Raw genomic sequence first — 24210 nt, 5'->3', positions numbered from 1 at the left:
GCTCCCTCAACCCCGCAAGATCATCACGTCCAACGGCCACGGTCCTCGCAACTCCCACAGATCGCGGGTGTTGCGAGGACCGTTAGAACCCAAGCCCGGCGGGGCCCGCAACGCCCGGCAGGCCGCCGCGTACAAGGCGCCAGGCGCCCGCACCGCCCGGCAGGCCGCCGCGCACCACGCGGCAGGCACCCGCACAACGCGGCACAAGGCGGCAGGCACCCGCACCGCCCGGCAGGCCCCCGCACAACGCGGCAGGCGGCGGCTCACCGAGTGAACCGCCGCCTGCCTGACAGGACTTGCGACTTGCGACTTGTGACCGTGAGGGCTATCTCGTCGGCTTCCTGCCGGTCACCCCCAGGTGCACCAGCAGCGCCAGGTTCGGCCTCAGTTCGGCCTGCTTCACGCCCCAGGAGGAGAAGGCCTTCTGATGCGAGGCGACCGCGGCGAGCATGGCGACCAGGGAACCGGCGATCGCGGCCGGGTTCACGTCCTTGTCCACCCTCCCCTTGGACTGGAGTTCGGCGACCGCGTCCGCGAGGGAGTTGTTCACCGAGTTCAGGATCTTCATACGGAGCTTGTAGAAGCGCTTGTCGCCCTCGGCCGCCCCGAGGTCCACCACGCGCAGGATCGCGTCGTGCTTGCGCCAGAACTCCAGGAAGCCGTCCACGAGTTCCTGCGCGGTCTGCCAGCCCGCCTTGCCGGCCCACGACCGCCCCTCGAGCAGCTCGGCCAACCCCGCGCCCTCGGCGGCCATTTGCTCGGCGATCTCCAGGACGGCGCCCTCGACGTCCGGAAAGTACTGGTAGAAGGTGGCCGGCGAAGTTCCGGCCTTGCGGGCGACATCGATGACTTTGACGTCCCGGTAGGGTGACGAGCTGAGCATCTCGCTGAGGCAGTCGAGCAGCTTCTGCCGGGTCGCCTGCCCACGCCGGCCGGCCACGCGGCCGTCGACGGTACGCACTTGTCCTGTCATGCCGTCAGCTTACCGACGGGTGATCGGAGCGCGATTCGGCCGACTGCAAATGGGGTGCACGAGTGCGAAGAGGCTGGTGTGCCTGGTCTGCGGGCCGCACGGGGGACGGCTACTTTGACGTGCATGGCCGAAAACAGGGCATCCGCATACACAGAGGGCGTCCCGTGCTGGGTGGACGCGCAGCTCCCCGACGTGGAGGCGGGCAGGCGCTTCTACGGTGAGCTCTTCGGGTGGACCTTCGAGGAGAAGGAGGCGTACGGCGGCTTCGTACTGGCACGGCTGGACAGGAGCCCCGTGGCCGCGCTCGCGCCCAAGGCGGACGGCCGGATGCCCACCGTGTGGACCGTGTACTTCGCCACCCCGGACGTGCGCGCGCTGGCCGCCCGGATCACCGCGGCCGGCGGCCGCATGATCGGCGAACGCCGCCGGATCGCCGACTTCGGCACCGCCGCCCTCGCCGCCGACCCGCAGGGCGCCGTCTTCGGCCTGTGGCAGCCGGGCAGCCACCCCGGCTTCGGCCGGCGGCACGAGGTGGGCACCTTCGCCTGGGCCCAGCTCTACACCCGGGACACCGACGCCGCCAACGTCTTCTACGGCGGGCTCTTCCACGACGCCCTCTTCGGTCCGGACGCCGAACCCGACTTCGGCCGCGCGCCCGTCCGCGACGTCTTCCCGCCCGAGATGCCCCCGCACTTCCTCGTCCACTTCCGGGTGGCGGACGTCGGGGCCGCCATGGCCGAGGTGGTCCGGCTCGGCGGGCGGGTCCAGGTGCCACCTTTCGAGACGTCGTACGGAACGGTGGCCGTCGTCGTCGACAATCAGGGGGCGTCCTTCGCCGTACTGCACAGGTGAGAGCCGTCCGCCGCGCCGGGAGCGGTGGATTTGCGGCAGGACATCCCGATTCGTCGCCGGGTTCGCAACCAGTGGTCCGGACAGGAAGAATCGGGGTGCGTGCCGCCGCGGCGGTGCGGTGGTGAGACGCTGCACGGGGGCCGCGTACATAAGTGGGTGACGCGGCTCGTACGGGGAGGTGGCAGGCAAGTGGTGGATCAGCTGACGCAGCACGATCCGCGGCGGATCGGGCCGTTCGAGGTGCTGGGACGGCTGGGTGCCGGCGGCATGGGGCTGGTCTATCTGGCGCGCTCGGCGTCCGGCCGGCGGGTGGCGATCAAGACGGTCCGCACCGAGCTGGCCGAGGACCAGCTCTTCCGGGTCCGCTTCACGCGCGAGGTCGAGGCCGCGCGGGCGGTCTCCGGCTTCTACACGGCCGCGGTCGTCGACGCCGATCCGCGCGCCGCCGTGCCCTGGCTGGCCACCGCCTACGTCCCCGCCCCCTCCCTCGAGGAGATAGTGACCGAGTGCGGGCCGCTGCCGGTGCAGGCGGTGCGCTGGCTGGCGGCGGGCGTCGCGGAGGCGCTGCAGTCCATCCACGGCGCCGGGCTGGTCCACCGCGACCTGAAGCCGTCCAACGTCCTCGTCGTCGAGGACGGGCCCCGGGTGATCGACTTCGGTATCGCCTCCGGCGTTTCGAACACACGTCTGACGATGACGAACGTGGCGGTCGGCACGCCCGCCTACATGTCGCCCGAGCAGGCCAAGGACTCCCGCAGCGTCACCGGCGCCAGCGACGTCTTCTCGCTCGGCTCGATGCTGGTCTTCGCCGCCACCGGACACCCGCCCTTCCACGGCGCCAATCCCGTCGAGACCGTCTTCATGCTGCTGCGCGAGGGCCCCGACCTCGAGGGGCTGCCGGACGAGCTGCGCCCGCTGATCGAGTCCTGCATGCAGATGGAGGTCTCCGCCCGGCCCACCCCCGCCGACCTCCAGGCCCAGCTCGCCCCGCACCTGTTCGGCTCCGGCACCGACGACAGCGGCACCGCCTCGGCCTGGCTGCCCGAGCGGGCGGTGAGCCTGATCGAGTCCCGCCGCGGCGGGCGCCCGGCCGCGCAGCCCGCCGCGACCGGCCCCCGCAGCGGCGGCCGGCCCCAGCACGTGCCGCCCCCGCCCCCGCACGATCCGGTCGTACCGGCGCCCGGACCGGCGCCCGTCACCGCGCCGCCCGTGACCGTGCCGCCCGTGACCGCCCCGGCCGGCGCCCCCGACACCGGCCCGGTGCGGCTGGCCGGCGCCCAGGTCCCGATCGGGCCCGGGCCGCGCGTCGCCGACGTGCGCGCCGCCGCCGTCAAGGCGCCCCCGCCGGAGCACGGCCTCGCCGCCTCCTGGTCCAGCCCGCGCCCCGGCGTCAACGGCGCCGACCCCGCCGTACCGGCCGTGCCGGCCCCGCAGCCGGAGACCGCGGCCGGCTGGCGGCCCTGGCGCTTTCGCATGTCCAACGACGTCTGGGGCACCCCGGCCGTGGCCGGCGACCTCGTCTACGTCACCTCCTTCGAGGTGCACGCCCTGGACGTGGCCACCGGCCGCCGCCGCTTCAAGACCCGTGACGTGGCCTGGTCGATGGCGGTCGCCGACGGCAGGGTGCACGCCTCCGACGGGCCCACCCTGTTCGCCCTGGACGCCCGCGAGGGCGGCGACCTGTGGCGGGTGCAGACCGACGCGTGGGTGTACTCGCTCAAGGCCGACCGGGGCACGGTCGTCACCGGCACCCGCGGCGGCGGCGTGCAGGCCTGGGAGGCCGCCGGCGGCCAGAAGCTGTGGGAGATCACCGGCTGCCAGAGCGACTTCGAGTCCCCCGAGGCCGGTCCCGCCGTCCACGACGGCACGGTCTACGTGTGGCAGGACGCCCGGCTGCGCGCCCTGGACGCCCGCACGGGCGACGAGCGCTGGTCCTACCCCATCGGCGACGCGGCCTCCTGCGGCGGCGTGCCGGTGCGCCTCACCGCCGCCCCCGACGGCTGCGTCTACGTCGCGGCCGGCGCCCGCGTGCTCGCCCTGGACGTGGCGAGCGGGCAGGTGCGCTGGCACTTCGAGGCGCCCGCCGTCTTCCTGTGCCCGCCCGCCTTCGCGCCCGGTCCCGCGGTGACCGGCGGCGGCATCTACCTGGCCGACTACCTCGGCACCGTCTACGCGCTGGACGCCACCGACGGCCGCGACCGCTGGCGCATCGCCACCGAGTCGCGCGCCTCGATCGACCCGGTGCTGGTGGCGGCGGGCCATGTGCACGTCGGCAGCGGCAAGGGCCTGTACACGCTGGACGCGGTGACCGGCACGCCCAAGTGGCGTTTCCAGGCGGGCGGCGAGATCGTCGGCTCCCCGGCGGTCGCCGAGGGCCGTATCCACTTCGGCTCCACCGACCACCTGCTCTACACCCTCAAGGCCGACGACGGACGGCTGCGCTGGAAGCTGGCGACCGGCGGCGAGATCACCGGCTCCCCGGTGGTCCGGGACGGCGTGGTGTACGCGTGCAGCAAGGACCGCTGCGTGTACGCGCTCGACGCGGAGAAGGGGACGGGCACCGCCCGCACCGCCTGACCGGCCCCACGCACAGGTGGTGACGGCCGTCGCACGGTTGCACGGAAGGGCTCGGGCGACGGCCGTCGGTCCTGGTGAGCGGGGCTGTCGTCACCGCTCCCACTCGAGACGCTACTCCGCGTGAGGGCCCTCCGCCAGGCGAGCGAGCCCTCCGCTCCGTGCGCGAACCCTGCGCCGCGTGCGCGGCCCCTCCGCCGTGTGCGCAAGCCCTCCGTCACGGGAGCGGGCCCCACGCACGGGAACGGGCCCGCTCGCACGCGAGCGGGCCCGCACACACGCGAGCCGGCCGCGGCGGCTCCCCTCCTGCCGTCGCGGCCGGCTCGCGTGCCCGGGACGTCCCGTCAGGCGGTCTCGTCCGTGGCGTGGATGTTGTCCGTGCTCTCGCCGCCCGTCTCCCCGTCCGTCGCCGCGTCCGCCGTGAGCGGGTTGCCGGTGCCCAGCGGCTCGCTGGTGGCGTGGATGTTGTCGGTGTGGACGGTGCCGGGCTTGGTGCCGGTGGCGTGGATGTTGCCGTTGCCGTTGTCGTCGCTCATGTCCGTCGGTTCCCCGTTCGGTTGCTTGTCGGTGTCGAGCGCCCGCCCGGCGGCTCCCCCGCGGGTCTCCGGGCGGGCGCTCGGGGCCGTTCACCCTATGCCACGGCCCCCGCTCGTCCCGCCTGCCCCCCGACGCGACGGAACGACAGCTCAGAGACTGCCGGACGGCGATAAACGAACGATGAACGACCCCGTCCCGGGACGGGCGGGTACGAACGGTCGACGTTCCGTCAGACGGTCCTCGGCCGCCCCGAGTTGCTCCTACGCCACCGCCAGCGGGTCGAGGAGCGCCCGGACCGTGGCGGCCTCGGGGGCGTCCAGCGCCTCGTAGATCCCGAGCGCCTCGCGCCAGCACACATGCGCCCGGCCGGTCTGGCCCAGCGCGTCCAGGGCGCGGCCGAGGACCACCAGGACGTTGCCGCGGCGCCACTCGCCGCCGATGTCGCGCAGCACGCCCAGGGCCAGTTCGGCGTTGGCCGCGGCCTGCGCGGGCCGCTGGGCGGTGAGGTCCACCTCGGCCAGGCGGAACAGGGACATGCCCTCCCACAGCTGCTGGCGGCTGTCGCGGAACACCGCCAGCGCCTCCAGCAGCCGGGACGCGGCCTCGTCCGGCCGGCCGCTCTGGGTGAGCGCCAGGCCCAGCGCGTAGCGGCCGTTGGCGCCCTTGAGCGCGTGCCCCATGGCGTCGTACATGGCGGTGCCCTGCTCGGCCAGGGACACCGCGCTGTGGGTGCGCCCGGTCGCCAGGTGGATGCGTGAGAGGTTGCACAGCGCGCTCGCCTCGCCCGGACGGTCCAGGCAGGCCCGGAACCCCTCGATGGCCCGGGTGAGTTGGGCCTCGCCGTCCTCGTACCGGTTCTGGTAGAGCGCGATGACGCCGAGCGTGTTGTACGCCCAGCAGGCGGCCAGCGGATCGGTGCCGGCGCTCAGCTCCGCGGCCCGCTCCGCCGCGCGCACCGCCAGGTCGAAGCGCCCGGTGATGTGGTGGACGTAGGCCACCATGATCAGCGCGCGGGCCTCGGCGCGCGGGTCGCCCTGTGCGGCCGCCGCGTCCCGCAGCGCGGAGGCGACGCTCTCGTACGCCCGCGAGTTGGTGCCCGACTCGGCCAGGTCCACGCACGCCCACAGGGTGTCGACGGCCCGCCCGAGGAACGCCGGGCCGGTGGACTGGCGGGCGCAGGCGAGCAGCGACACCGCCTCGGAGTACAGCCAGTCCTGCGCCCGGTGCCGGTCCTGGAACGTCAGCCCCGGATGGCGGGCGGTGTGCAGGTGGTCCACCAGCCGGTCGCCCGGACGCTCGATCGCGTACACCCCGGCCGCCGTCGCCAGGTAGAAGTCCAGCAGCCGCGACAGGGCCGCCTGCCGCTCGCCGGCCGGGTGCTCGTCCCGTTCGGCGCAGGCACGCGCGTAGAGGCGGACCAGGTCGTGGAAGCGGTAGCGGCCGGGGGCCGCGGACTCCAGCAGGGAGGTGTCGACGAGGGACTCCAGCAGGTCCTCGGTGTCGTCGGCGGGCAGGTCCAGCGCGGCCGCCGCGGCCGCGAGGGAGATGTCGGGGCCGTCCGCCAGGCCGAGCAGCCGGAAGGCGCGGGCCTGCGCCGGCTCCAGCTGGCCGTACCCCAGCTCGAAGGTGGCCTTCACCGCCAGGTCGCCCGCCTGGAGCTCGTCCAGCCGCCGCCGTTCGTCGGCCAGCTTCGCCGCCAGCACCGCCACCGTCCAGGTGCGGCGCGCCGCCAGCCGGGAGGCGGCGATCCGGATGGCCAGCGGCAGGAAGCCGCAGGCCGCCACCACGTCGAGGGCGGCCTCGCGCTCGCTCGCCACCCGTTCCGCGCCGACGATCTTCGTGAACAGCGCCAGCGCCTCGTCGGGGGACATCACGTCCAGGTCCACCAGGTGCGCCCCGGCCAGGTCCACCATCCGCACCCGGGACGTCACCAGCGCCGCGCAGCCGTCCGTGCCCGGCAGCAGTGGTCTGACCTGGGCGGCGTCCCGGGCGTTGTCCAGCAGCACCAGCACCCGGCGGCCGTCGAGCACCGAGCGGTACAGCGCCGCCCGTTCCTGGAGGGAGTCCGGGATCGCCGAGTCCGCCGTGCCCAGGGCGCGCAGGAAGGAGCCGAGGACCGTCTCGGGGTCGGCCGCCCTCGGGCCCGCGCCCTGGAGGTCGACGTAGAGCTGCCCGTCGGGGAAGGCCGCCCGTGCCCGGTGGGCCACGTGCACGGCCAGCGTGGTCTTGCCCACGCCGCCGATCCCGGCCAGCGCCGACACCGCCATCACCCGGCCCTCCGCCGAGGCGAGCACCTCGCTCAGCTCCGCCACGAAGGCGGTACGGCCGGTGAAGTCCGGCACGGTGGCGGGCAGTTGGGCGGGCCGCACCGGGGCCGCCGGGGTCTCGGCGACCGGGGCCGACGGCTCGGCGAGCGCCGGGTCGGCGCGCAGGATCCGCTGCTGGAGCTCGCGCAGTTCCGCACGCGGGTCCACGCCCAGTTCGCCGGCCAGCAGCCGGCGGGTGTCGGCGTAGACGGCCAGCGCCTCCGCCTGCCGGCCGCTGCGGTACAGGGCCAGCATCAGCAGCTCGCGCAGCCGCTCGCGCAGCGGGTGCGCGGCCGTCAGCGCGGTGAGCTCGGAGACGGCCTCCGCGTGGCAGCCCTGCTCCAGGTCCAGCTCCAGCCGCAGCTCCAGCAGTTGCAGCCGCCACTCCTCCAGCCGCACCCGCTGTGCCTGCGCGTGCGGGCCGGGCACCCCGGCCAGCGGTTCGCCGTCCCACAGATCCAGCGCCCGCCCCAGCAGTTCGCGCGCCCGGCACAGGTCACCGGCCGCGCGGGCCTTGTCCGCGACGGCCGCCAGCTCCTGTGCCGCCGTCAGGTCCAGGGCGTCCTCGCCGAGCCCGCGCACCGCGTAGCCGCCGGACTCGCTGACCAGGACGCCCGCGCCGAGGACCTTGCGCAGCCGGGAGGCGTAGGTGCGCAGCGCCGCCAGCGCCTGGGACGGCGGCTCCTCGCCCCACAGGGCGTCGATCAGCTCGGCGGCGGTCGCCGTGCGGCCCTCGCGCAGCAGCAGCGCGGCCAGCAGCGCCCGCTGCTGGGGGGAGCCGGTGTTCAGCGGCTCCGCGCCGCGCCAGGCGCGCACCGGCCCGAGCACGCCGAAGCGCAGCCGGTCCGGCCCGGCCGGGGGGCCCGGGCGCCGTTGTTCCGGTACGCGCGGTCCACCGTGCGGGCCGCGCGGTGCGGCGCCGGGATCCCGCGGTGCACCGTCCATGCCGTCCCCCTAGACATTCCGACCAACACCCGCCAGTTTGCCTTGTTCACGGCGGATGCGTCAGCCGCCCGAGACGCCGATCACACGGCGGCGCACGGGAGTTCACAAGGCCCTCACATGTTCCGCGCGCCCGCCCGCCCGCACGGGCCCGGGTGCGGTCAACTCGACCCGAGAAATATCGGGTTGGTGAACGCCGCCATCACCCCGGGCAGCGGTCCCAGCGCCGTCTCGTGCCGGACCTCGGCCCGTACGTAGGCCGCGCGCGCCGGGGTCGTACGCCACTGAAGGGCGCCCGAGCCGGTGACCGGCAGCGGGCCGCCGGTCAGCACGACGCCCTGGTCGGTGACGAGGCGGATCGTGCAGCGGGGGACACCGGACGCCTCCAGGCGGACCGTGACCGGGGTGTCCTCGGCGGCCGGCAGCCGCTCGCCGATGCCCGCCTGCCGGTCCCGTCCCTCCGGGCCGCCGGCGCGGGCGGTGAAGGCCAGGGACACCGCGCTGGACTCGGCCACGTACGAGCGGCCCGCGCGCAGGCCGGCCAGGACCGCCTCGCGGGTCAGGTCGTCGGCCAGGACGACCGTCTGCGGGGCGCCGACCGCGTCCGGCGGGCGGTGGGCGTCGCTGTTGCCCATCGCCGGCAGCCGGCGGCCGCGGCCCTCGCGCGGCGAGGCCGCCAGCGTGCTGTCCCAGTGGGCCAGGGTCACCTCGTCGTCCGGGGTGAAGGGGCCGTTCCACACCTCCACCGCGTCCGCCTCGGCGAAGCCGAACCGCCAGCCGCAGCCCAGGCAGGTGGCGTGCGGATGGGCCGGGACGACCAGGCCGCCGGCCTCGTGGATCCGCCGGGCGGACCGCGCCCACTGGTCGTCCCCGGCCCGGTAGCGCCAGTCCACGAAGGTGCCGGGGTCGGTGCCCAGGGCCAGGACGTGACCGTTCCTGGTGGTGACCTCCTCGCCCAGCAGGATCAGCAGGTCGTCGCCCGCGTGGCCGGCCCAGTGCGCGTGGGAGGCGTGGGTGTTGTGGTCGGCGGTGGCGATGAAGTCCAGGCCCGCCGCCCGGGCGAGGGCCGCGATCCGGGCGGGGGTGCGGCGGCCGTCGGAGTGCCAGGAGTGGATGTGGCAGTCGCCCCGGTACCAGGCCCGGCCCCGGCCCGCGGCCCGCTCGGGCGGATACACCGGCTCCACGGCACGCCCCGGCGGGCCGTACGTCAGCGTGACCGTGAGCTCGTAGGGCAGCCCGTCCGGGGCCACCGTGTACGGGCCGAGCGCGACGTGCCAGGTTCCGGCGCCGACCGGGCCGGGCAGGTAGCCGGGCGTCGCCTCGTCCGCCCGTACGAAGAACTCCGAGCGGGCCCCGCCCGACCAGCCGCGGAACCCCCGGCCGCCGAGCCCGGTGCCGCGCTCGTCGAAGAGGCCGAGGTCGAGCGCGTTGCCGGGGGTGCCGGCCGGGACGGCGGGCCTGCCGTACGCGCAGGCGACCTCGATCTCCCGGACGCCGGGCGGGACGTCGACGGGTACGTAGACGTAGTCCGGCGAGCCGGGCGGCAGGGTGCCGCGGAGCACGCGGGTCTCCCGCCCCCCGTTCGCACCGGCGGCACCGCTCGGGGAGGTCACACCCCCCAACGTAGGCGCCACCCCGCCACCCGTCACGCCCGCATCGAGCCGCGGCGGCGCGGGGACCGTCCGGCCGCGCCCCGACCTTCGGCCATGACGGACCGGCGCGACATCACCCCGCGGGACCCGCGCACCGGATCCGAGGAGATCATGGACGCGGTCCAAGGCGGCCGGGCGTTCACCGTCACCCACGCCCGCGCCCGCACCCGCGTCGCGGTCGTCAGCGTCGGGCGTACGCCCCGGTGCCGGATCGCCGACCCGGTGATCCGGCGCTCGCCCTCGACGCCGACCCACTCCCCAGGTCCGAGGCGGTCACCGGGGCCCGCTCCACGACCGGTGAGCGGCCGGAGAGCCGCCCGTGAACCGTGCCGCGCGCCGCGCCACGCCCGGCTGCGCTGATCACTGGCGATCGTATGCTCGGAGGATGACGACTTCCGCGACCTCCGGAACCGGACCCACCGAGAACTCCCTGCGTCGCGCCCTCAGGCGGGCCCGGGACGGCGTCGCCCTCGACGTCTCCGAGGCGGCGGTGCTGCTCCAGGCCCGCGGCGAGCACCTCGACGACCTCGCCGCCTCCGCGGCCCGGGTGCGGGACGCCGGACTGGAGGCGGCCGGCCGGCCGGGCGTCATCACCTACTCGAAGAGCGTCTTCATCCCCCTCACCCGGCTGTGCCGGGACAAGTGCCACTACTGCACGTTCGTCACCGTGCCCGGCAAGCTGCGCCGGGCCGGCCACGGGATGTTCATGTCCCCCGACGAGGTGCTGGACATCGCCCGCCGCGGCGCCGAACTCGGCTGCAAGGAAGCCCTGATCACCCTCGGCGACAAGCCCGAGGACCGCTGGCCGGAGGCCCGCGAGTGGCTCGACGCGCACGGCTACGACGACACCATCGCCTACGTCCGCGCGATCTCCGTCCGCGTCCTGGAGGAGACCGGCCTGCTCCCGCACCTCAACCCGGGCGTGCTGAGCTGGACGGACTTCCAGCGCCTGAAGCCGGTCGCCCCGTCCATGGGCATGATGCTGGAGACCACGGCCGAGCGGCTGTGGTCCGAGCCGGGCGGCCCGCACTTCGGCTCCCCGGACAAGGAACCCGCCGTCCGGCTGCGGGTGCTGGAGGACGCCGGCCGCTCCTCCGTCCCCTTCACCTCCGGCATCCTCATCGGCATCGGGGAGACGTACGAGGAGCGCGCACAGTCCCTGTTCGCGCTGCGCCGGACCGCCCGCGCCTACCACGGCATCCAGGAGCTGATCATCCAGAACTTCCGCGCCAAGCCGGACACCGCCATGCGCGGCATGCCGGACGCGGAACTGGACGACCTCGTCGCCACGGTCGCCGTCGCCCGCCACATCATGGGCCCGGGCGCCTGCCTCCAGGCCCCGCCCAACCTGGTGGACAGCGAGTACGAGCGGCTCATCGGCGCCGGCATCGACGACTGGGGCGGGGTCTCGCCCCTCACCATCGACCACGTCAACCCCGAGCGCCCCTGGCCCGCCATCGACCGGCTCGCCGAGCGGTCGGCGGCGGCGGGCTTCCAGCTGCGGGAACGGCTGTGCGTCTACCCGGAGTTCGTCCGCCGCGGCGAGCCCTGGCTCGACCCGCGCCTGCTCCCGCACGTGCGCGCCCTGGCCGACCCGGAGACGGGCCTGGCCCGCGAGGGCGCCCTCGCCCGGGGGCTGCCCTGGCAGGAGCCGGAGGAGGCGTTCACGGCGTCCGGCCGCACCGACCTGCACACGTCCATCGACACCACCGGCCGCACCGGCGACCGCCGTGAGGACTTCGACGAGGTCTACGGCGACTGGGCCGCCCTGCGCGAGGCCGCGGCGCCCGGCATGACCCCCGAGCGCATCGACACCGACGTACGGCAGGCCCTGCGCACCGCCGCCGACGACCCGACGCGGCTCACCGACGCCGAGGCCCTGGCCCTGCTGCACGCCGACGGCCCGGCCCTGGACGCCCTGTGCCGCATCGCCGACGACGTCCGCAGGTCGGCGGTGGGCGACGACGTGACGTACATCGTCACCCGGAACATCAACTTCACCAACGTCTGCTACACCGGCTGCCGTTTCTGCGCCTTCGCCCAGCGCCGCACCGACGCGGACGCCTACACCCTGTCCCTGGAGCAGGTCGCCGACCGCGCCCAGCAGGCGTGGGACGTGGGCGCGGTGGAGGTCTGCATGCAGGGCGGCATCCACCCCGACCTGCCGGGCACGGCGTACTTCGACATCGCGCGGGCGGTCAAGGAGCGCGTCCCCGCGATGCACGTCCACGCCTTCTCCCCGATGGAGGTGGTCAACGGCGCGACCCGCACCGGCCTGTCCGTCCGCGAGTGGCTGACGGCGGCCCGGGAGGCGGGCCTCGACACGATCCCCGGCACGGCCGCCGAGATCCTCGACGACGAGGTCCGCTGGGTGCTGACGAAGGGCAAGCTGCCCACGGCCACCTGGATCGAGGTCGTCACGACCGCCCACGAACTGGGCATCCGGTCGAGCTCCACGATGATGTACGGCCACGTGGACCAGCCCCGCCACTGGCTCGGCCACCTGCGCACCCTCGCCCGCATCCAGCAGGAGACCGGCGGCTTCACGGAGTTCGTCACCCTGCCGTTCGTGCACACCAACGCCCCGGTCTACCTGGCCGGCATCGCCCGCCCCGGCCCCACCACCCGCGACAACCGGGCGGTCACGGCGATGGCCCGCCTGCTGCTGCACCCGCACATCCCCAACATCCAGACCAGCTGGGTGAAGCTGGGCACCGAGGGCGCGGCCGAGATGCTCCGCTCCGGCGCGAACGACCTCGGCGGCACGCTGATGGAGGAGACCATCTCGCGCATGGCCGGCTCGTCGTACGGGTCGTACAAGTCGGTCAAGGAGCTGGTCGCGGTGGCCCGGGCGGCGGGCCGCCCGGCCAGGCCGCGCACCACCCTCTACGGCGAGGTCCCGCCGGAGCGGCAGCGCGCCGCGGCGGCCTCGGACGGCCATCTGCCGGAACTGCTGCCCGTCCTGGACTGAACCGCGCGGGAGACGGCCCACAGTACGATGATCCGACCCCCCGACGGAGGGGCCAGGAGTAGCTGAGGAGATGCGTGCCCATGCCGGCCCGAATACCTTCGTGGGCCTGGGTCAGCGGCCTGACCGCGTCGGCGGTCGCGGCGGTGGCCGTACTGGCGGTACAGGCCGGTCAGGGACCGCGGCCCGCGGCCACGGCGGCCCACCCGAAGGCCTCCGCGCCGGCGGGCGCCCGCCACTCCGCCGCGCCGAAGCGGCCGGCCGCCCCGGCGGTCCCCGCCGCCTCGGGCACCGGCCGCCGGATCGTGTACGCGCTCGGCCAGAAACGCGTCTGGCTGGTCGACGCGAGCGACAAGCCCACCCGCACCTTCCCGGTCTGGCCGGGCACGGTCGGCCCCGACCCCGGCACGTACAAGGTCTCCCTGCGCCGCGAGTCCACGACCGGCTCGGACGGCGTCCGGATCGAGCACATCGTCTACTTCGCCGCCAAGTCCGGTCTGTCGGTCGCCTTCTCCAACGCGGTCGACGGCGGCTCGCCCGCCCCCGCCGCCCCGGGCAAGCAGACCGCGGGCATCCGCATGGCCAAGGCGGACGGCGCGGCCCTGTGGACCTTCGGCGCCACCGCCACCAAGGTCGTCGTCGTCAAGTGAGACCCCGCACCCCACGGCCGGCGCGCCCCGCGCCGGCCGCCGGGCGGGACCGTCCGGCCGGACACATCCGGCATCGCGCCCGTACCACCCCGCCCCTCTGAACACACCGTCCCCGTTCGATTACAGTGCTGGACGTCGTACGTGTGGACGGTGCCGTGAGGAGGTCATGGTGGGTACGACGTCCGGTGCCGTCTGGGGGCGTACCGAGCAGCAGGACTTCCGCAGCCGGGTGCGCGGCACCCTGCTCGGGGTCGCCGTGGGCGACGCGCTCGGGGCACCGGTCGACGCGCTGGACCTGGACGGCATCCGTCAGGCGCACGGCGCCGAGGGCCTCGCCGACCTCGCCTCCGCGTACGGACGGCGCGGCGCCGTCACGCATCTCACCCAGCTCACCCTGTTCTCCGTCGACGGGCTGATCCGCGCGCAGGTGCGCCGCGACACCGGCGCCTGGCACCCGCCCACCGATCTGCACCGGGCCTATCTGCGGTGGGCCGCCACCCAGCGGGACTGGGGCCCCGACGAGCGCCGCAAGGACGACGGGTGGCTGGCCCGGGAGGAGTGGCTGTACGCCCGCCGCGGCCCCACGCGCGCGCTGCTCGCCGGCCTGGGGGACGACCGCATGGGCACGCCGGAGGCGCCGAAGAACCCCGGCGAGCGGGGACCGGAGGCCGTCGCCCGGTCCGCGCCGTTCGGGCTGCTCGTCGGGTGGGAGCCGCAGCTCGTCGTGCAGCTCGCCGTGGAGTGCGCGGCGCAGACGCACGGCCACCCCACCGCCTGCCTCGCCGCCGGGGCGTACGCCGTCATCGTGCACGGCCTGGCCCGCGGGGAGGGCCTCGACGCCGCCGTGCAGCAGGCGCTCGCGCTGCTCGCCGCGCGCCCCGGGCACCAGCCCGTCTCCGACGCCCTCCAGCACGCGCTCGGCGCGGTCCGGCGGGGCCTGCCCGACCCGGCCCGGGTGGAGGAACTGGCCGGGGCGGCCACGGCCGAGTCACTGCTGGCCGTGGCCGTGTACTGCGCGCTCGTCGGCGAGGACGTACGGCACGGGCTGCGCCTGGCCGTGAACCAGAGCGGCCCCTCCGGCGCGGCGGGCGCGCTCACCGGCGGGCTGCTCGGCGCCCTGTACGGCGAGACGGCCCTCCCGCCGGCCTGGCTGGCCGAGCTGGAGGGCCGTCCCACGCTGCTGGTCCTGGCGGACGACTTCGCCATCGAGATGACCCAGGGCCCCGCCCTGCACGGGCCGGCCGCCTCCTCCCCGGGCTGGCTGGCCCGGTATCCCCGGGGGGAGTGACGGTTCTTCACGTACTCCGGGTGCTCCGGCGGGGAGGACGGGCGCAGCCGGGAGCGCGGTCGGTGAGGCGGGCGGGGGAGGGGTTGAGGCGGGCGGGGGAGGGGTTGAGGCGGGCGGGGGAGGGGTTGAGGCGGGCGGGGGAGGGGTTGAGGCGGAGCCCTCTCGGCAAGGACGGCGAGCTCGTCGAGAGGGCTCTCAGTGGTGCTTGGTGCGGTGGTCGGCCGAGGTGCGGCGGAGGATCGGGAAGACCCTCCCCTCACACCTTGATCGATGCCACGAAGGCGTTCCACGCGCCGGCGGGGAAGTCGAGCACCGGGCCCGCGGGGACCTTGGAGTCCCGCACCGACATGGCCGCGACCACCGGTGACTTGATCTCGACGCATGCGCCGTTGCCCGTGGAGTGCGAGGACTTGGTCCACGTCTCCGTGGCGCCCTGACGAATTGCCATTTCTGCTCCGGATTGCCTGTGGAGTGGTTGAGTTGCTGCACCGCACGACGTGTTGGGCCAGAACCCACAGCGCGGTTCACGCCAACGTTGTTGCTCGATGGCGTGATCGACGCTACTCGCCACTCTCGGAGTCCGAAGCGACTATTCACCCTTCCGGATGGCATATTCCAAAGGGGTCTTCCCTCTTCAGTTGGTCAAGGTGTAGTGTGCGGCGCTTTTGCGCAGGAGGGGGCTCTCCCGCGCATCGGGGGGCGCGCTCAGCGGGCGTACTCCTTGGCGATGTCCGCGATGAACTGGCGTGATTGCTCCACGTTCAGCGCCTGCGCCCGCAGGTGCTCGTACATCACGCTGTACTTCTGGACGTCGTTCGCCTTCTCCAGATACAGGTCGCTGGTGACGCCCTCGATGTAGACCACGCTGGAATCGGCCGCGTCGGGGAACTCCAGGATCGCGTACTGGCCGTTGAGGCCCGGGTGCGCGCCCATGTCGAAGGGGATCACCTGCACGGTGACGTGCGGCAGCTGCGACTGCTCCACCAGGTACTCCAACTGCTCCCGCATCAGGGACCGGTTGCCGACCACGCGGCGCAGCGCGGCCTCGTCCAGCACCGTCCACAGGCGCAGCGGGTTCTCGGCCGCGGAGATTCGTTCCTGCCGGCGCATGCGCACCTGGACGCGCTTCTCGATGTCCGCCGGCGCCGTCTCCGGGAGGGCGCCCGCGATCAGCGACTCCGCGTACTGACGGGTCTGCAGAAGCCCGGGGACGACCTGCGGATCGTAGACTCTCAGGCTCGCCGCGTCGGTCTCCAGGCCGATGTAGACGCTGTACGGGATGTCGCCGAAGGAGTGCCACCAGCCCTGCTGGCGCGAGTCCTTGGCCATCTGCATCAGCGAGTCGACGATGCGGTGGTCCTCCACCTCGTAGACCCCGCACAGGTCGCGCACGTCGCGCTGGCTGATACTGCGCCGGCCGTTCTCCAGCCGGCTGATCTTCGACTGCGACACCAGCAGCCGCTCGGCCACTTCCTCGGCGGTCATGCCCTTGAGCTCACGGAGCCTTCGCAGCTCCTGGCCCAGTCGGCGCCGCCTTACGGTGGGATTGACATTGGACGCCACGGGACGCGCACCTCCGGCTGCATGGCTCTACTTTGCGTATCTGCTGTTGAGCAGACTGCCACCAAGGTGCTTTCCACCGCTCGGAAACGCCGGATATGCGGGATTGGAAGGCCCGGTGGATTGTGCTGAGCCCTTCGGGTCCGCTTGGATGCGGCGGCCCGCCTGCCCGGTGGCCGGAATGCCGTCCTGGCCCCGCGGCCGCGCAGTGGCCGTCCGTGCCCTGCCCGGCGGGCCGTTGACGCGCGCCGGCCCTGAGCGCGCGCCGGGCCGGGGGCGCGGGCAGGGCCGGTGCCCGCGGGTGCCGCAAGGCGGTTTCGAGACGGTTCCGGAGCGGTGAGCGGTTCCGGGGCGCGCTCGTGCCGGTGCCGGCTGGGGCTCTTCGTGCCTTCATGCCGGTACCGGGAGGGAGTTCGCGCTCGGCACCGCGTGCGCGTCCGCCCTCCCGGCAGCGGTTCGAATCCTGTCGCGGCCGCGGCCGCGGAGGCCGGGACCGGGGATACGGTTCGGTGAGCCGGTCAGTGGGCCGCTCAGTGGGCCGCCAGACGGGCCATGGAGCCCCGGCGCGGCTGCGTGGGAATGCCGCGCGCCGTCTCCGCCGCGGTCCTGACGCCCGGGCCCGGCTGCCGGCCGCCGGCCGGGGACGGAGCGCGGCGCGGCTGGGCCGCCGCACCGTTCTGGACGTCCATCACGGCGTGCGCCACCAGACCGCCCATCGGGTCGTGCCTGATGAGATCCCGCAGCCGGGAACGGGACGAACGGCCCTCGTTGCCCGGGTACAGGTGCTTGCCGAGGCCGACCGCGTGCGCCAGCGCGGCGAGCGCCGCCGTCCGCGGGTCCGGCGGCACGCCGGTGCGGATCGCGGAGTCCAGCCGGGCCCTGATCTCCCGGCTGATCGCGGTGTCCGTCGCCTGGTAGCGAGTGGTCGGCAGCACCCCGCACATCTGACCCGGCACGGCGGCCACCATGCCGCACCGCTCCAGATGCGAGAGGTAGGTCTGGCGCAGCCCGAGACGGGGCCCGCCGATCCAGTGGACGGCCCGCACCGGAGCGCCGCGCCTTCGCAGCAACTCCAACGCGCAGTCCAGAGTCGGATCTCCTGTCGGCCGTGGCACCACCACGGCGATACGATCCCCGTCCGGGGCTATCCGTCCGGCCAGCGCCAGCTCCACTAGCTGCGCTCCGGCCAGACCCAGGTCGAGCGACTGCGGCTGCGCAGTGGTACCCGTCGTCGGGTCCAGTGCCAGCAGCAGAAGCTCCTCCGGAAGTGTTCTGCGGCTCCTGCCCATCCATGCCTCCCCGCGTGGATGAATGACAGGGTGACCCCTCTCACATTGGTCTGTCGAGGGTGCGTGACCGGTTCGTGAGGGAACCGGTAGGTATGTCGTTCTCGTCTACCGCTTCGGTTTGGCCCGCAGACAGGACACTGGTACATGGTTCGGACAGCGGTGCGACCGGGGGGTGCAGGCCCGGTGGTGCGGCTGCTTCGTCCGGGTGGCGGTCCAGGCGGCGGTTGACGGTTCGGTAGCGGCATGCGAGGCGTGCCGCGCATGGAGGAGGCATCGGTGGCGGGCGAGTCCCCCGACAGGTCGAAGCAGCGCGCGTCGTCGGCAGAACCGACGTCGGGGAGCGCGAATCCGGTTCCCGGCACCGGGGACGGGTCGCCCGAGGTGCGCGACCCCCGCCTCGCGCTGTCGGGGCGGTCCGGGTCCCCCGCGGACTCCGGGGGACGCGGGGGCGTGGACACCGCCACCCGGGTGCTCTCGGTGCGGGACGTGAAGACCGAGGACGACGCGCGGACCGAGGCCGGCGAGGACGCGCTGTCCGCCGGCGCCGACACCGAGGACGCCTCGGACGCGTCCGGCACCTCGGACGCCCGGGACTCCGAGGGCGCCGGCACTCCCGCGGGCGCGGGTGACGCCGATCGGGCCGATCGGGTGGAGGAGGCCGGCCGCTCCCGCGAGGGCGCGACGGCCGCGAGCGACGCGGAGGACTCCGAGGGCGAGGAGGACTCCGATGGCGCGAAGGACGGGGAGGCCGGCGACGACTCCGCTTCCGGTTCCGGTTCCGACTCGGGGTCGGGTTCCGGCGACGCCGACGGCTCCGACTCCGCGGGCGACGCGCGTCTGCGGGCGGCCGTGGCCGCCTGGGTGGGTTCCGCGGGTGAGAAGAAGGGCTCCGAGGAGCCCGTGGGCGCCGGTGCCTCCGAGAAGGCCGCGGAAGGCCCTGAGGAGGCCGAGGACGGCCCCGGGGGCCCTGCCGAGCCCCAGGACGCCACCGGCCCCCGGAACGACGCCCAGAACGCCCAGGACGCCGAGGACGCCGAGGGCGCAGAAGGCACCAGGGACGCAGAAGGCGCCAAGGCCACCGAGGGCGACGACGACGAACCGCAGGACGCCCCGGCAGACGAGCCCTCGGCCGACGAGCCCCCGGCCGCCGAGGACACCCGCGCCGCCGACGACGCCGGGACCGACGGCGGGACCGGCGTCGACCCCCGGCCGCCCGTCGACCAGCCCACCACCATGCTGAAGCTGGGCGACGCCAAGCCCCGGGTGGATCAGCCGACCACCATGCTCAAGCTCGGCGGGAACCGGAAGCCGGAGCCCGGCCCCCAGTCCGACGCCGAGCGGACCAGCAAGTTCGTCGCGCTCAAGCCGCTGGACGCCCCGGAGACCCGTAAGCCGCAGCCGAAGGCCGAACCGCGGCCGGACGCCCAGCCGCAGCCGCAGCCCCGGCCGAAGGCGGAACCGCGCCCGAAGACCGAGCCGCAGCCGAAGACCGGACCCGCCGGACCGGCCCAGCCGACCGGACCGGCCCAGCCGGCCGGCCCCGCCGTTCCCGCCGACGCCACCCGGCCCGTGCCCCGGTTGGGGCCCGAGCGCACCACCCAGCAGCCGCTGCCGCCCAAGCCGCCGCTGGACCTGCTGGCCGAGCTGACCAACACCCCGCCGCCGCCGGAGACCCCGCTGCGCACCCTCGTGCGCCGCGTCAAGATCTGGACCCCGCTGGTCGTGCTGCTGGCGATCGTCTTTGCGATCGTGCAGGCCGTACGTCCGCTGCCCGCGCCCACACTGGCGCTCACCGCCGAGGACAGCTACACCTTCGACGGCAGCAGGCCCGCCCTGCCCTGGCCGGCCGAGGGGCAGGGGTGGATGGACGTCAACGGCATCGGCACGATGGGGAACTTCGGCAAGCAGACGCCGGTCGCCATCGGCTCGGTCGCCAAGACCATGACGGCGTACATCGTGCTGCGCGACCACCCGCTGAAGCCGGGCGAGGAGGGCCCGAAGATCCAGGTGGACGCGACCGCCGAGAAGGAGGGCGGTTACGACAAGGACGGCGAGTCCACGCTCAACACGGTCAAGGCCGGCGACGTCCTGACCGAGAAGCAGGCGCTGTCCGCCATCATGGTGCCCTCCGCCAACAACATCGCGCGGCTGCTGGCCCGCTGGGACGCGGGCTCCGAGGCGGCGTTCGTCAAGAAGATGAACGCCACCGCCAGGGAACTGGGGATGACCGGCACCACGTACACGGACCCCTCCGGCCTGAAGGAGACCACCGTCTCCACCGCCCACGACCAGGTGAAGCTGGGCAACGCGGTGGTGCGGATGCCCGCCCTGGTGGCCATCACCAGCGCGCCGAGCTGGACGGACCCCTCGGGCCACAAGTGGTCGAACTACAACCGCCTGGTCCCCTACAACGGCGCCATCGGCATCAAGACCGGCACCACCACCGCGGCCGGCGGCAACCTCCTGTTCGCCGCGCACAAGCAGGTCGGCGGCCAGACGGTCACCGTCGTCGGCGCGATCCTCGGGCAGCACAGGCCGCCGATCATCGACACGGTCAACGCCGTCAGCAAGACCGCCATGCTCGCCGCGCAGGAGGCGATGACCTCCGCGAAGATCCTCAAGAAGGGCCACGTCGTCGGATACGTCGACGACCGGCTCGGCGGGCACACCCCGGTCGTCGTCACCCAGGACGTCTCCGCGGTCGGCTGGGCCGGCCTGAGGGTGAAGCTGTCCTTCGCCGCCGACGACGTGCCGCACACCGCCAAGGCCGGCACCAGGGTGGGCACGCTCACCGTCGGCGACGGCTCGGGCGGCGCGGTGCGGGTGCCGGTGGCGCTGCAGAAGGACCTCGCCGAGCCGGGCTTCGGGGCCAAGCTGACCCGCGTCGGCTGAGCCGGGCGTCGCGCACCCCGTCGGGCAGCCCACCCGGGGGCTCCCCGTCGGGGTGCGTGCTAGCGTCACGAAACGGGCACGTCGCCGCTCGAGGGACGCGGCCGAACAGAGGACAGGACACGGGGAGTGCCTTCAGGTGGCCACTGCGGAGCCGACACGCGCCGACGACGCCGATCCCGGTCCGGGAGCCGGACCGCGAATAGCACCGTCCGCCGCCCCCGGCGCCGGTAGGGACGGCAGCGACAGCCGGGCCGACAGGGACAGCCGGGACGACGTCGACAACCGGGACGACGGGGACGGTACGTCCCGTGCCCGGGCCGGCGGCGACAGCCGGGACGACGGGGCCGGCGCGTCCCGTGCCCGGGCCGCGGTCCTCACCCTGCGGGAGCGGATGCTGCGGCACCCCGCGCTGTCCCTCACCGCCGTGTCCGGGCTGCTGCACATCGTCTGGTTCTTCGCGTTCGCCAACAGCGGCGGCGACCTCGCGGCGCAGGACGCGTGGGCCGAGTTCGTCGGCCGGCACCCCGACTCGGCGTACAACCTCGCCTGGTACGGCGGCATGCACCCGGTGTCGTACAGCGTGGTGTCGCCGTACCTGATGTCCGTGCTCGGCGTGCGGACGACGATGATGATCGCCGGCACGGTGTCCGCGGGGCTCCTCACGCTGGTCCTGATCCGCAGCCGCTCGGTGCGCAACCCGCTGTGGGCGGCGCTGGCCGGTCTGTTCGGGCTGCTGTGCAACGCGGTGTCGGGCCGGGTGACGTTCGGCCTGGGCACCATGTTCGCGCTGGGCGCGGTCGCCGCCGTCTTCTGCTGGCCGTACCGCTGGCGCCGCAAACGCTGGGCGAAGGCCCTGGTGGCCGCCCCGCTGGCGGCCCTGGCCACCATGTCCTCGCCCGTGGCGGGCCTGTTCGTGGGTCTGGTCGCGGTCGCGCTGTTCCTGCAGAAGCGCCGCCCGGGCGCCTGGGCGCTCGGCCTGGCCCCGAGCGCCGTGGTGGCCGTCTCGGCCTGGCTGTTCCCCTTCTCGGGCACCCAGCCCATGACGGTCTTCTCGGTGATCCTGCCGCTGCTGTACGCGATCTTCGCCTTCGTCCTCGTCCCCCGGGAGTGGCGGACGGTCAGGATCACCGCCGGCGTCTACGGCCTGTCGGTGGTCCTGGTCTGGCTGATCAGCTCCCAGATCGGCTCCAACATCACCCGGCTGCCCATGCTGTTCGCCGGCGTGGTGCTGGTGGCCGCGCTGCCCTTCACGGTGCCGCGCTCGCGCAAGTGGTACACGGCCGTGGTGGCGCTCCTCGGCTTCGGCGTCTGGCTCGGCGTGAAGACCGTCGACGACATCGTGCACACCACCCCGGCCGCCTCCTGGGCGCGCGAGCTGGCCCCCCTGGTCAACGAACTCCAGGAGGTCGGCGCGGAGAAGGGCCGCGTCGAGGTGGTCCCGGCCCGCTCGCACCGCGAGGCCTCCGCGCTCGCGCCGTACGTCAACCTGGCCCGCGGCTGGAACCGCCAGGCCGACATGGAGCGCAACCCGCTCTTCTACGACGACACCCTCAACTCCGCGAACTACCACGAGTGGCTCCAGCGCTGGGCCGTCCACTACGTGGTGCTGCCCAAGGACGAGCCCGACGGCGACGGCGGCGAACGCGAACGCGCCCTCGTGCAGCGCGGGATGCCCTATCTCAAGCAGGTCTGGGGCGACGCCAACTGGCAGCTGTTCGCGGTGACCGACCCGGCCCCGCTCGCCGAGCCCGACGCGGTCGTCGACCGCGCCGAGCAGGGCGAGCTGACCATCGAGGTCCGCAAGGCGGGCCGCATCCTCATCCGCATCCCCTACTCGCCCTGGCTCAGCCTGGTCGACGACAAGGGCGAGAGCCTCAAGCCCCCGCAGGAGACCGAGGCCTCCAAGCACCGCCCCAAGGGCACGCCGAAGACGTACGACAACGTCAACGGCTGCCTGACGGAGACGGAACAGGACGCCAAGGGCGACCGTTGGACGCTGCTGGTCGCCCCCCGGGCAGGCACCTACCGACTGGCGGCGCCCTACCAGCTGCCTCGCGGCACACCGTGCCCCGACGAACTGAGGTGACCCCGGACCGGGGCGACCGGGCGGCGGCCCCGCGGCAGGGCGACCCGGTCGCCGGTCCCGTTAGGACAGCTGTGCCTCGACGGCGGCGAGCACCTCGGGGGCCTCGGGCTCGGTCTGGGGCGAGAACCGGGCGACGACCCGGCCGTCCCGCCCGATCAGGAACTTCTCGAAGTTCCAGCGGATGTCGCCGCTGTGCCCCCCGGCGTCGGCGAATCCCACCAGACGCTCGTAGAGCGGGTGCCGGCCCTCGCCGTTGACGTCGACCTTCTCGGTCATCGGGAAGGTGACGCCGTACGTGGCCGAGCAGAACTCGGCGATCTCCTCGGAGCTGCCCGGCTCCTGCCCCATGAACTGGTTGCACGGCACGCCGAGCACGGTGAAGCCCTTCCCGGCGTACCGCTCGTGCAGCCGTTCGAGCCCGGCGTACTGCGGGGTGAGCCCGCACTTGGACGCCACGTTCACGACGAGCACGGCCCGTCCCGCGTACTGCCCGAGCTGCGCGGAGCCTCCCTGGAGGCTGCCGATCTCCACGCCGAGGGGAGTGAGGTTGTCGTTGTCGTTGTCCGCAGTGGTCATGCCCGGATGTAATCACGCCGGGCGAGCGGGAGGAACGCGGCCCAGCTGCGAGGCGTGACGGAAAGCACCGCCGCGGGCGCGCCACCGGCACCGCCCGCCTTGGAATCCCGCACGTGAACGGCGCACGAGCCGAACGCGACCTCCAGACAGGCGCCGCCCTGTTCGCTGCTGTAGCTGGACTTGAACCACTGAAGTGCGGTGCTCATTGCTCTCCTAGTCGCCGGTCCAGCAGGCCGGTGCTCTCCCTGGGATTGAGGGCCTGCGTTCGCAGCATCGCATACTTGCGCTCCAGAACGGACACCTCGTCGGGATCGGCGATCATCCAGCCCCGGCGCTGCCCCTCGACGTACGCGATGCGCTGGTGATCGGGCGTCTCGACGAGGATGAACGGACCGGACAGGCCCGCGTGGAAGTCGCGTCCGACCGGCATGACCTGGAAGGTGACGCCGGGCAGTTCCGCCCACTCGCGCAGGCGCCGCAACTGCTCGTAGTAGACCTCGTCCCCGCCCAGCCGGTCCATCAGCGTCACTTCGGAGACGACGAAACTGACGCTCGGCGGTTCGCGGCGGTGCAGGATCTCCTGCCGGTCGATGCGGGCGGCGACCCGGTGCTCGATCTCGTCCTCGGTGAGCGCCGGGACCTCGTTCCTGAACACGGCGCCGGCATAGGCCCGGGTCTGGAGCAGGCCCGGCAGCACTTGGTTGTCGTACCAGGAGAGCGCGAGCGCCTCCCGCTCGAGATCGATGTACTCCTCGGCCCACCGGGGAAACAGGTCCACTTCCGGCATGTTGGCGACTGCCACGGACAGGGCACCCTTGGTGTCCAGCAACTCGTCGAGGGCGGCCGCCAGATCCCTCCTTCAGCGGGCGCCTGCCCTGCTCGATCGAGGCGATCGTCTCCTCGTCCACGACAAGCCGCTCGGCAAGCGAACGCTGGGTGTGGCCGGCCGTCTTCCGGAAGGTGCAGAGAATCTTGCCGACCATCTTCATGGCGGAGGCGTTCTTCCTCCGCCCCGCGTTGCTGCTGCCGGTTCCCATACGGTCGCAACCCTCCGTCCCGAGGCGT

The 24210-nt window shown here is 73.9% G+C and carries 16 protein-coding genes and 2 pseudogenes; 8 read left to right on the top strand and 10 right to left on the bottom strand.

Annotated elements, in window-relative coordinates:
- Positions 1–274 (top strand): annotated as a pseudogene (locus ACI2LW_RS32080) (hypothetical protein); the annotation flags it as partial.
- A 51-nt stretch (positions 275–325) separates the two neighbouring features.
- Here the strand turns inward: ACI2LW_RS32080 and ACI2LW_RS32075 are convergent.
- Positions 326–961 (bottom strand): TetR family transcriptional regulator, encoded by a 636-nt coding sequence (locus ACI2LW_RS32075; RefSeq protein WP_404734781.1) that lies wholly within the window; start codon positions 959–961, stop codon positions 326–328.
- A gap of 135 nt (positions 962–1096) precedes the next feature.
- Between ACI2LW_RS32075 and ACI2LW_RS32070 the strand changes: the two genes are divergently transcribed.
- On the top strand, positions 1097–1825 hold the full coding sequence (locus ACI2LW_RS32070; protein WP_404734778.1) for a VOC family protein: 729 nt from the start codon (positions 1097–1099) through the stop codon (positions 1823–1825).
- 189 nt (positions 1826–2014) lie between these two features.
- Positions 2015–4402 carry a PQQ-binding-like beta-propeller repeat protein gene (locus ACI2LW_RS32065; protein ID WP_404734777.1) on the top strand — a complete coding sequence of 796 codons (2388 nt, stop codon included), beginning with the start codon at positions 2015–2017 and terminating at the stop codon, positions 4400–4402.
- 341 nt (positions 4403–4743) lie between these two features.
- Here ACI2LW_RS32065 and ACI2LW_RS32060 read toward each other — a convergent pair whose 3' ends face one another.
- The 3 genes from ACI2LW_RS32060 to ACI2LW_RS32050 form a co-directional block, all read right to left on the bottom strand.
- Positions 4744–4935, bottom strand: a complete 192-nt coding sequence (locus ACI2LW_RS32060; RefSeq protein WP_404734776.1) for a hypothetical protein — start codon at positions 4933–4935, stop codon at positions 4744–4746.
- 261 nt (positions 4936–5196) lie between these two features.
- The gene (locus tag ACI2LW_RS32055; protein ID WP_404734775.1) at positions 5197–8187 is read right to left on the bottom strand and encodes a BTAD domain-containing putative transcriptional regulator; all 2991 of its coding nucleotides are present in this window, start codon (positions 8185–8187) and stop codon (positions 5197–5199) included.
- 158 nt (positions 8188–8345) lie between these two features.
- Positions 8346–9833, bottom strand: coding sequence for a CehA/McbA family metallohydrolase (locus ACI2LW_RS32050; RefSeq protein WP_404734774.1), 1488 nt, complete (start codon positions 9831–9833; stop codon positions 8346–8348).
- Between the two features lie 388 nt (positions 9834–10221).
- On the opposite strand from ACI2LW_RS32050, the gene ACI2LW_RS32045 reads away from it, so the two are divergent.
- The 3 genes from ACI2LW_RS32045 to ACI2LW_RS32035 all read left to right on the top strand — a co-directional run bounded on the left by ACI2LW_RS32045 (position 10222) and on the right by ACI2LW_RS32035 (position 14742).
- Positions 10222–12807 (top strand): bifunctional FO biosynthesis protein CofGH, encoded by a 2586-nt coding sequence (locus ACI2LW_RS32045; protein WP_404734773.1) that lies wholly within the window; start codon positions 10222–10224, stop codon positions 12805–12807.
- Between the two features lie 80 nt (positions 12808–12887).
- The gene (locus ACI2LW_RS32040) at positions 12888–13454 is read left to right on the top strand and encodes a hypothetical protein (RefSeq protein ID WP_404734772.1); all 567 of its coding nucleotides are present in this window, start codon (positions 12888–12890) and stop codon (positions 13452–13454) included.
- A 169-nt stretch (positions 13455–13623) separates the two neighbouring features.
- Positions 13624–14742, top strand: coding sequence for an ADP-ribosylglycohydrolase family protein (locus tag ACI2LW_RS32035; RefSeq protein ID WP_404734780.1), 1119 nt, complete (start codon positions 13624–13626; stop codon positions 14740–14742).
- Between the two features lie 256 nt (positions 14743–14998).
- Here the strand turns inward: ACI2LW_RS32035 and ACI2LW_RS32030 are convergent, their stop codons facing one another.
- The 3 genes from ACI2LW_RS32030 to ACI2LW_RS32020 all read right to left on the bottom strand — a co-directional run bounded on the left by ACI2LW_RS32030 (position 14999) and on the right by ACI2LW_RS32020 (position 17591).
- Positions 14999–15190, bottom strand: coding sequence for a DUF397 domain-containing protein (locus ACI2LW_RS32030; protein WP_404734771.1), 192 nt, complete (start codon positions 15188–15190; stop codon positions 14999–15001).
- Between the two features lie 257 nt (positions 15191–15447).
- A complete protein-coding gene (locus tag ACI2LW_RS32025; RefSeq protein ID WP_404734770.1) occupies positions 15448–16305 on the bottom strand; it encodes a helix-turn-helix domain-containing protein in 858 nt (285 codons plus the stop codon).
- 527 nt (positions 16306–16832) lie between these two features.
- Positions 16833–17591, bottom strand: a complete 759-nt coding sequence (locus tag ACI2LW_RS32020; RefSeq protein ID WP_404734769.1) for a GPP34 family phosphoprotein — start codon at positions 17589–17591, stop codon at positions 16833–16835.
- Positions 17592–17834: 243 nt separating this feature from the next.
- On the opposite strand from ACI2LW_RS32020, the gene ACI2LW_RS32015 reads away from it, so the two are divergent.
- Positions 17835–20483 (top strand): D-alanyl-D-alanine carboxypeptidase, encoded by a 2649-nt coding sequence (locus ACI2LW_RS32015; RefSeq protein WP_404734768.1) that lies wholly within the window; start codon positions 17835–17837, stop codon positions 20481–20483.
- A gap of 136 nt (positions 20484–20619) precedes the next feature.
- Positions 20620–22569: an MFS transporter gene (locus ACI2LW_RS32010; protein ID WP_404734767.1), complete on the top strand. Its 1950-nt coding sequence runs from the start codon at positions 20620–20622 to the stop codon at positions 22567–22569.
- 60 nt (positions 22570–22629) lie between these two features.
- Here the strand turns inward: ACI2LW_RS32010 and ACI2LW_RS32005 are convergent, their stop codons facing one another.
- The 3 genes and pseudogenes from ACI2LW_RS32005 to ACI2LW_RS31995 all read right to left on the bottom strand — a co-directional run bounded on the left by ACI2LW_RS32005 (position 22630) and on the right by ACI2LW_RS31995 (position 24134).
- Positions 22630–23145, bottom strand: a complete 516-nt coding sequence (locus tag ACI2LW_RS32005; protein ID WP_404734766.1) for a glutathione peroxidase — start codon at positions 23143–23145, stop codon at positions 22630–22632.
- Positions 23142–23351: a DUF397 domain-containing protein gene (locus ACI2LW_RS32000; protein WP_404734765.1), complete on the bottom strand. Its 210-nt coding sequence runs from the start codon at positions 23349–23351 to the stop codon at positions 23142–23144. The genes ACI2LW_RS32005 and ACI2LW_RS32000 overlap by 4 nt, the downstream gene beginning before the upstream one ends.
- Positions 23348–24134 (bottom strand): annotated as a pseudogene (locus ACI2LW_RS31995) (Scr1 family TA system antitoxin-like transcriptional regulator). Before ACI2LW_RS31995 ends, ACI2LW_RS32000 begins: the two are co-directional and overlap by 4 nt.
- Positions 24135–24210: the final 76 nt, after the last annotated feature.

The organism is Streptomyces sp. NPDC004065 (assembly GCF_044903565.1).
Classification (GTDB): Bacteria; Actinomycetota; Actinomycetes; order Streptomycetales; family Streptomycetaceae; genus Streptomyces.
The sequence above is the reverse complement of the archived record's forward strand: the minus strand, read 5'-3'. Positions and strand labels throughout refer to the sequence as shown.

Coding starts and splice junctions, on each gene's coding strand:
- ACI2LW_RS32030 (WP_404734771.1), bottom strand. CDS start 15,190: ATGGCAATTCGTCAGGGCGCCACGGAGACGTGGACCAAGTCCTCGCAC.
- ACI2LW_RS32045 (WP_404734773.1), top strand. CDS start 10,222: ATGACGACTTCCGCGACCTCCGGAACCGGACCCACCGAGAACTCCCTG.
- ACI2LW_RS32055 (WP_404734775.1), bottom strand. CDS start 8,187: ATGGACGGTGCACCGCGGGATCCCGGCGCCGCACCGCGCGGCCCGCAC.
- ACI2LW_RS32000 (WP_404734765.1), bottom strand. CDS start 23,351: ATGAGCACCGCACTTCAGTGGTTCAAGTCCAGCTACAGCAGCGAACAG.
- ACI2LW_RS32005 (WP_404734766.1), bottom strand. CDS start 23,145: ATGACCACTGCGGACAACGACAACGACAACCTCACTCCCCTCGGCGTG.
- ACI2LW_RS32020 (WP_404734769.1), bottom strand. CDS start 17,591: ATGGGCAGGAGCCGCAGAACACTTCCGGAGGAGCTTCTGCTGCTGGCA.
- ACI2LW_RS32015 (WP_404734768.1), top strand. CDS start 17,835: ATGCGAGGCGTGCCGCGCATGGAGGAGGCATCGGTGGCGGGCGAGTCC.
- ACI2LW_RS32070 (WP_404734778.1), top strand. CDS start 1,097: ATGGCCGAAAACAGGGCATCCGCATACACAGAGGGCGTCCCGTGCTGG.
- ACI2LW_RS32060 (WP_404734776.1), bottom strand. CDS start 4,935: ATGAGCGACGACAACGGCAACGGCAACATCCACGCCACCGGCACCAAG.
- ACI2LW_RS32040 (WP_404734772.1), top strand. CDS start 12,888: ATGCCGGCCCGAATACCTTCGTGGGCCTGGGTCAGCGGCCTGACCGCG.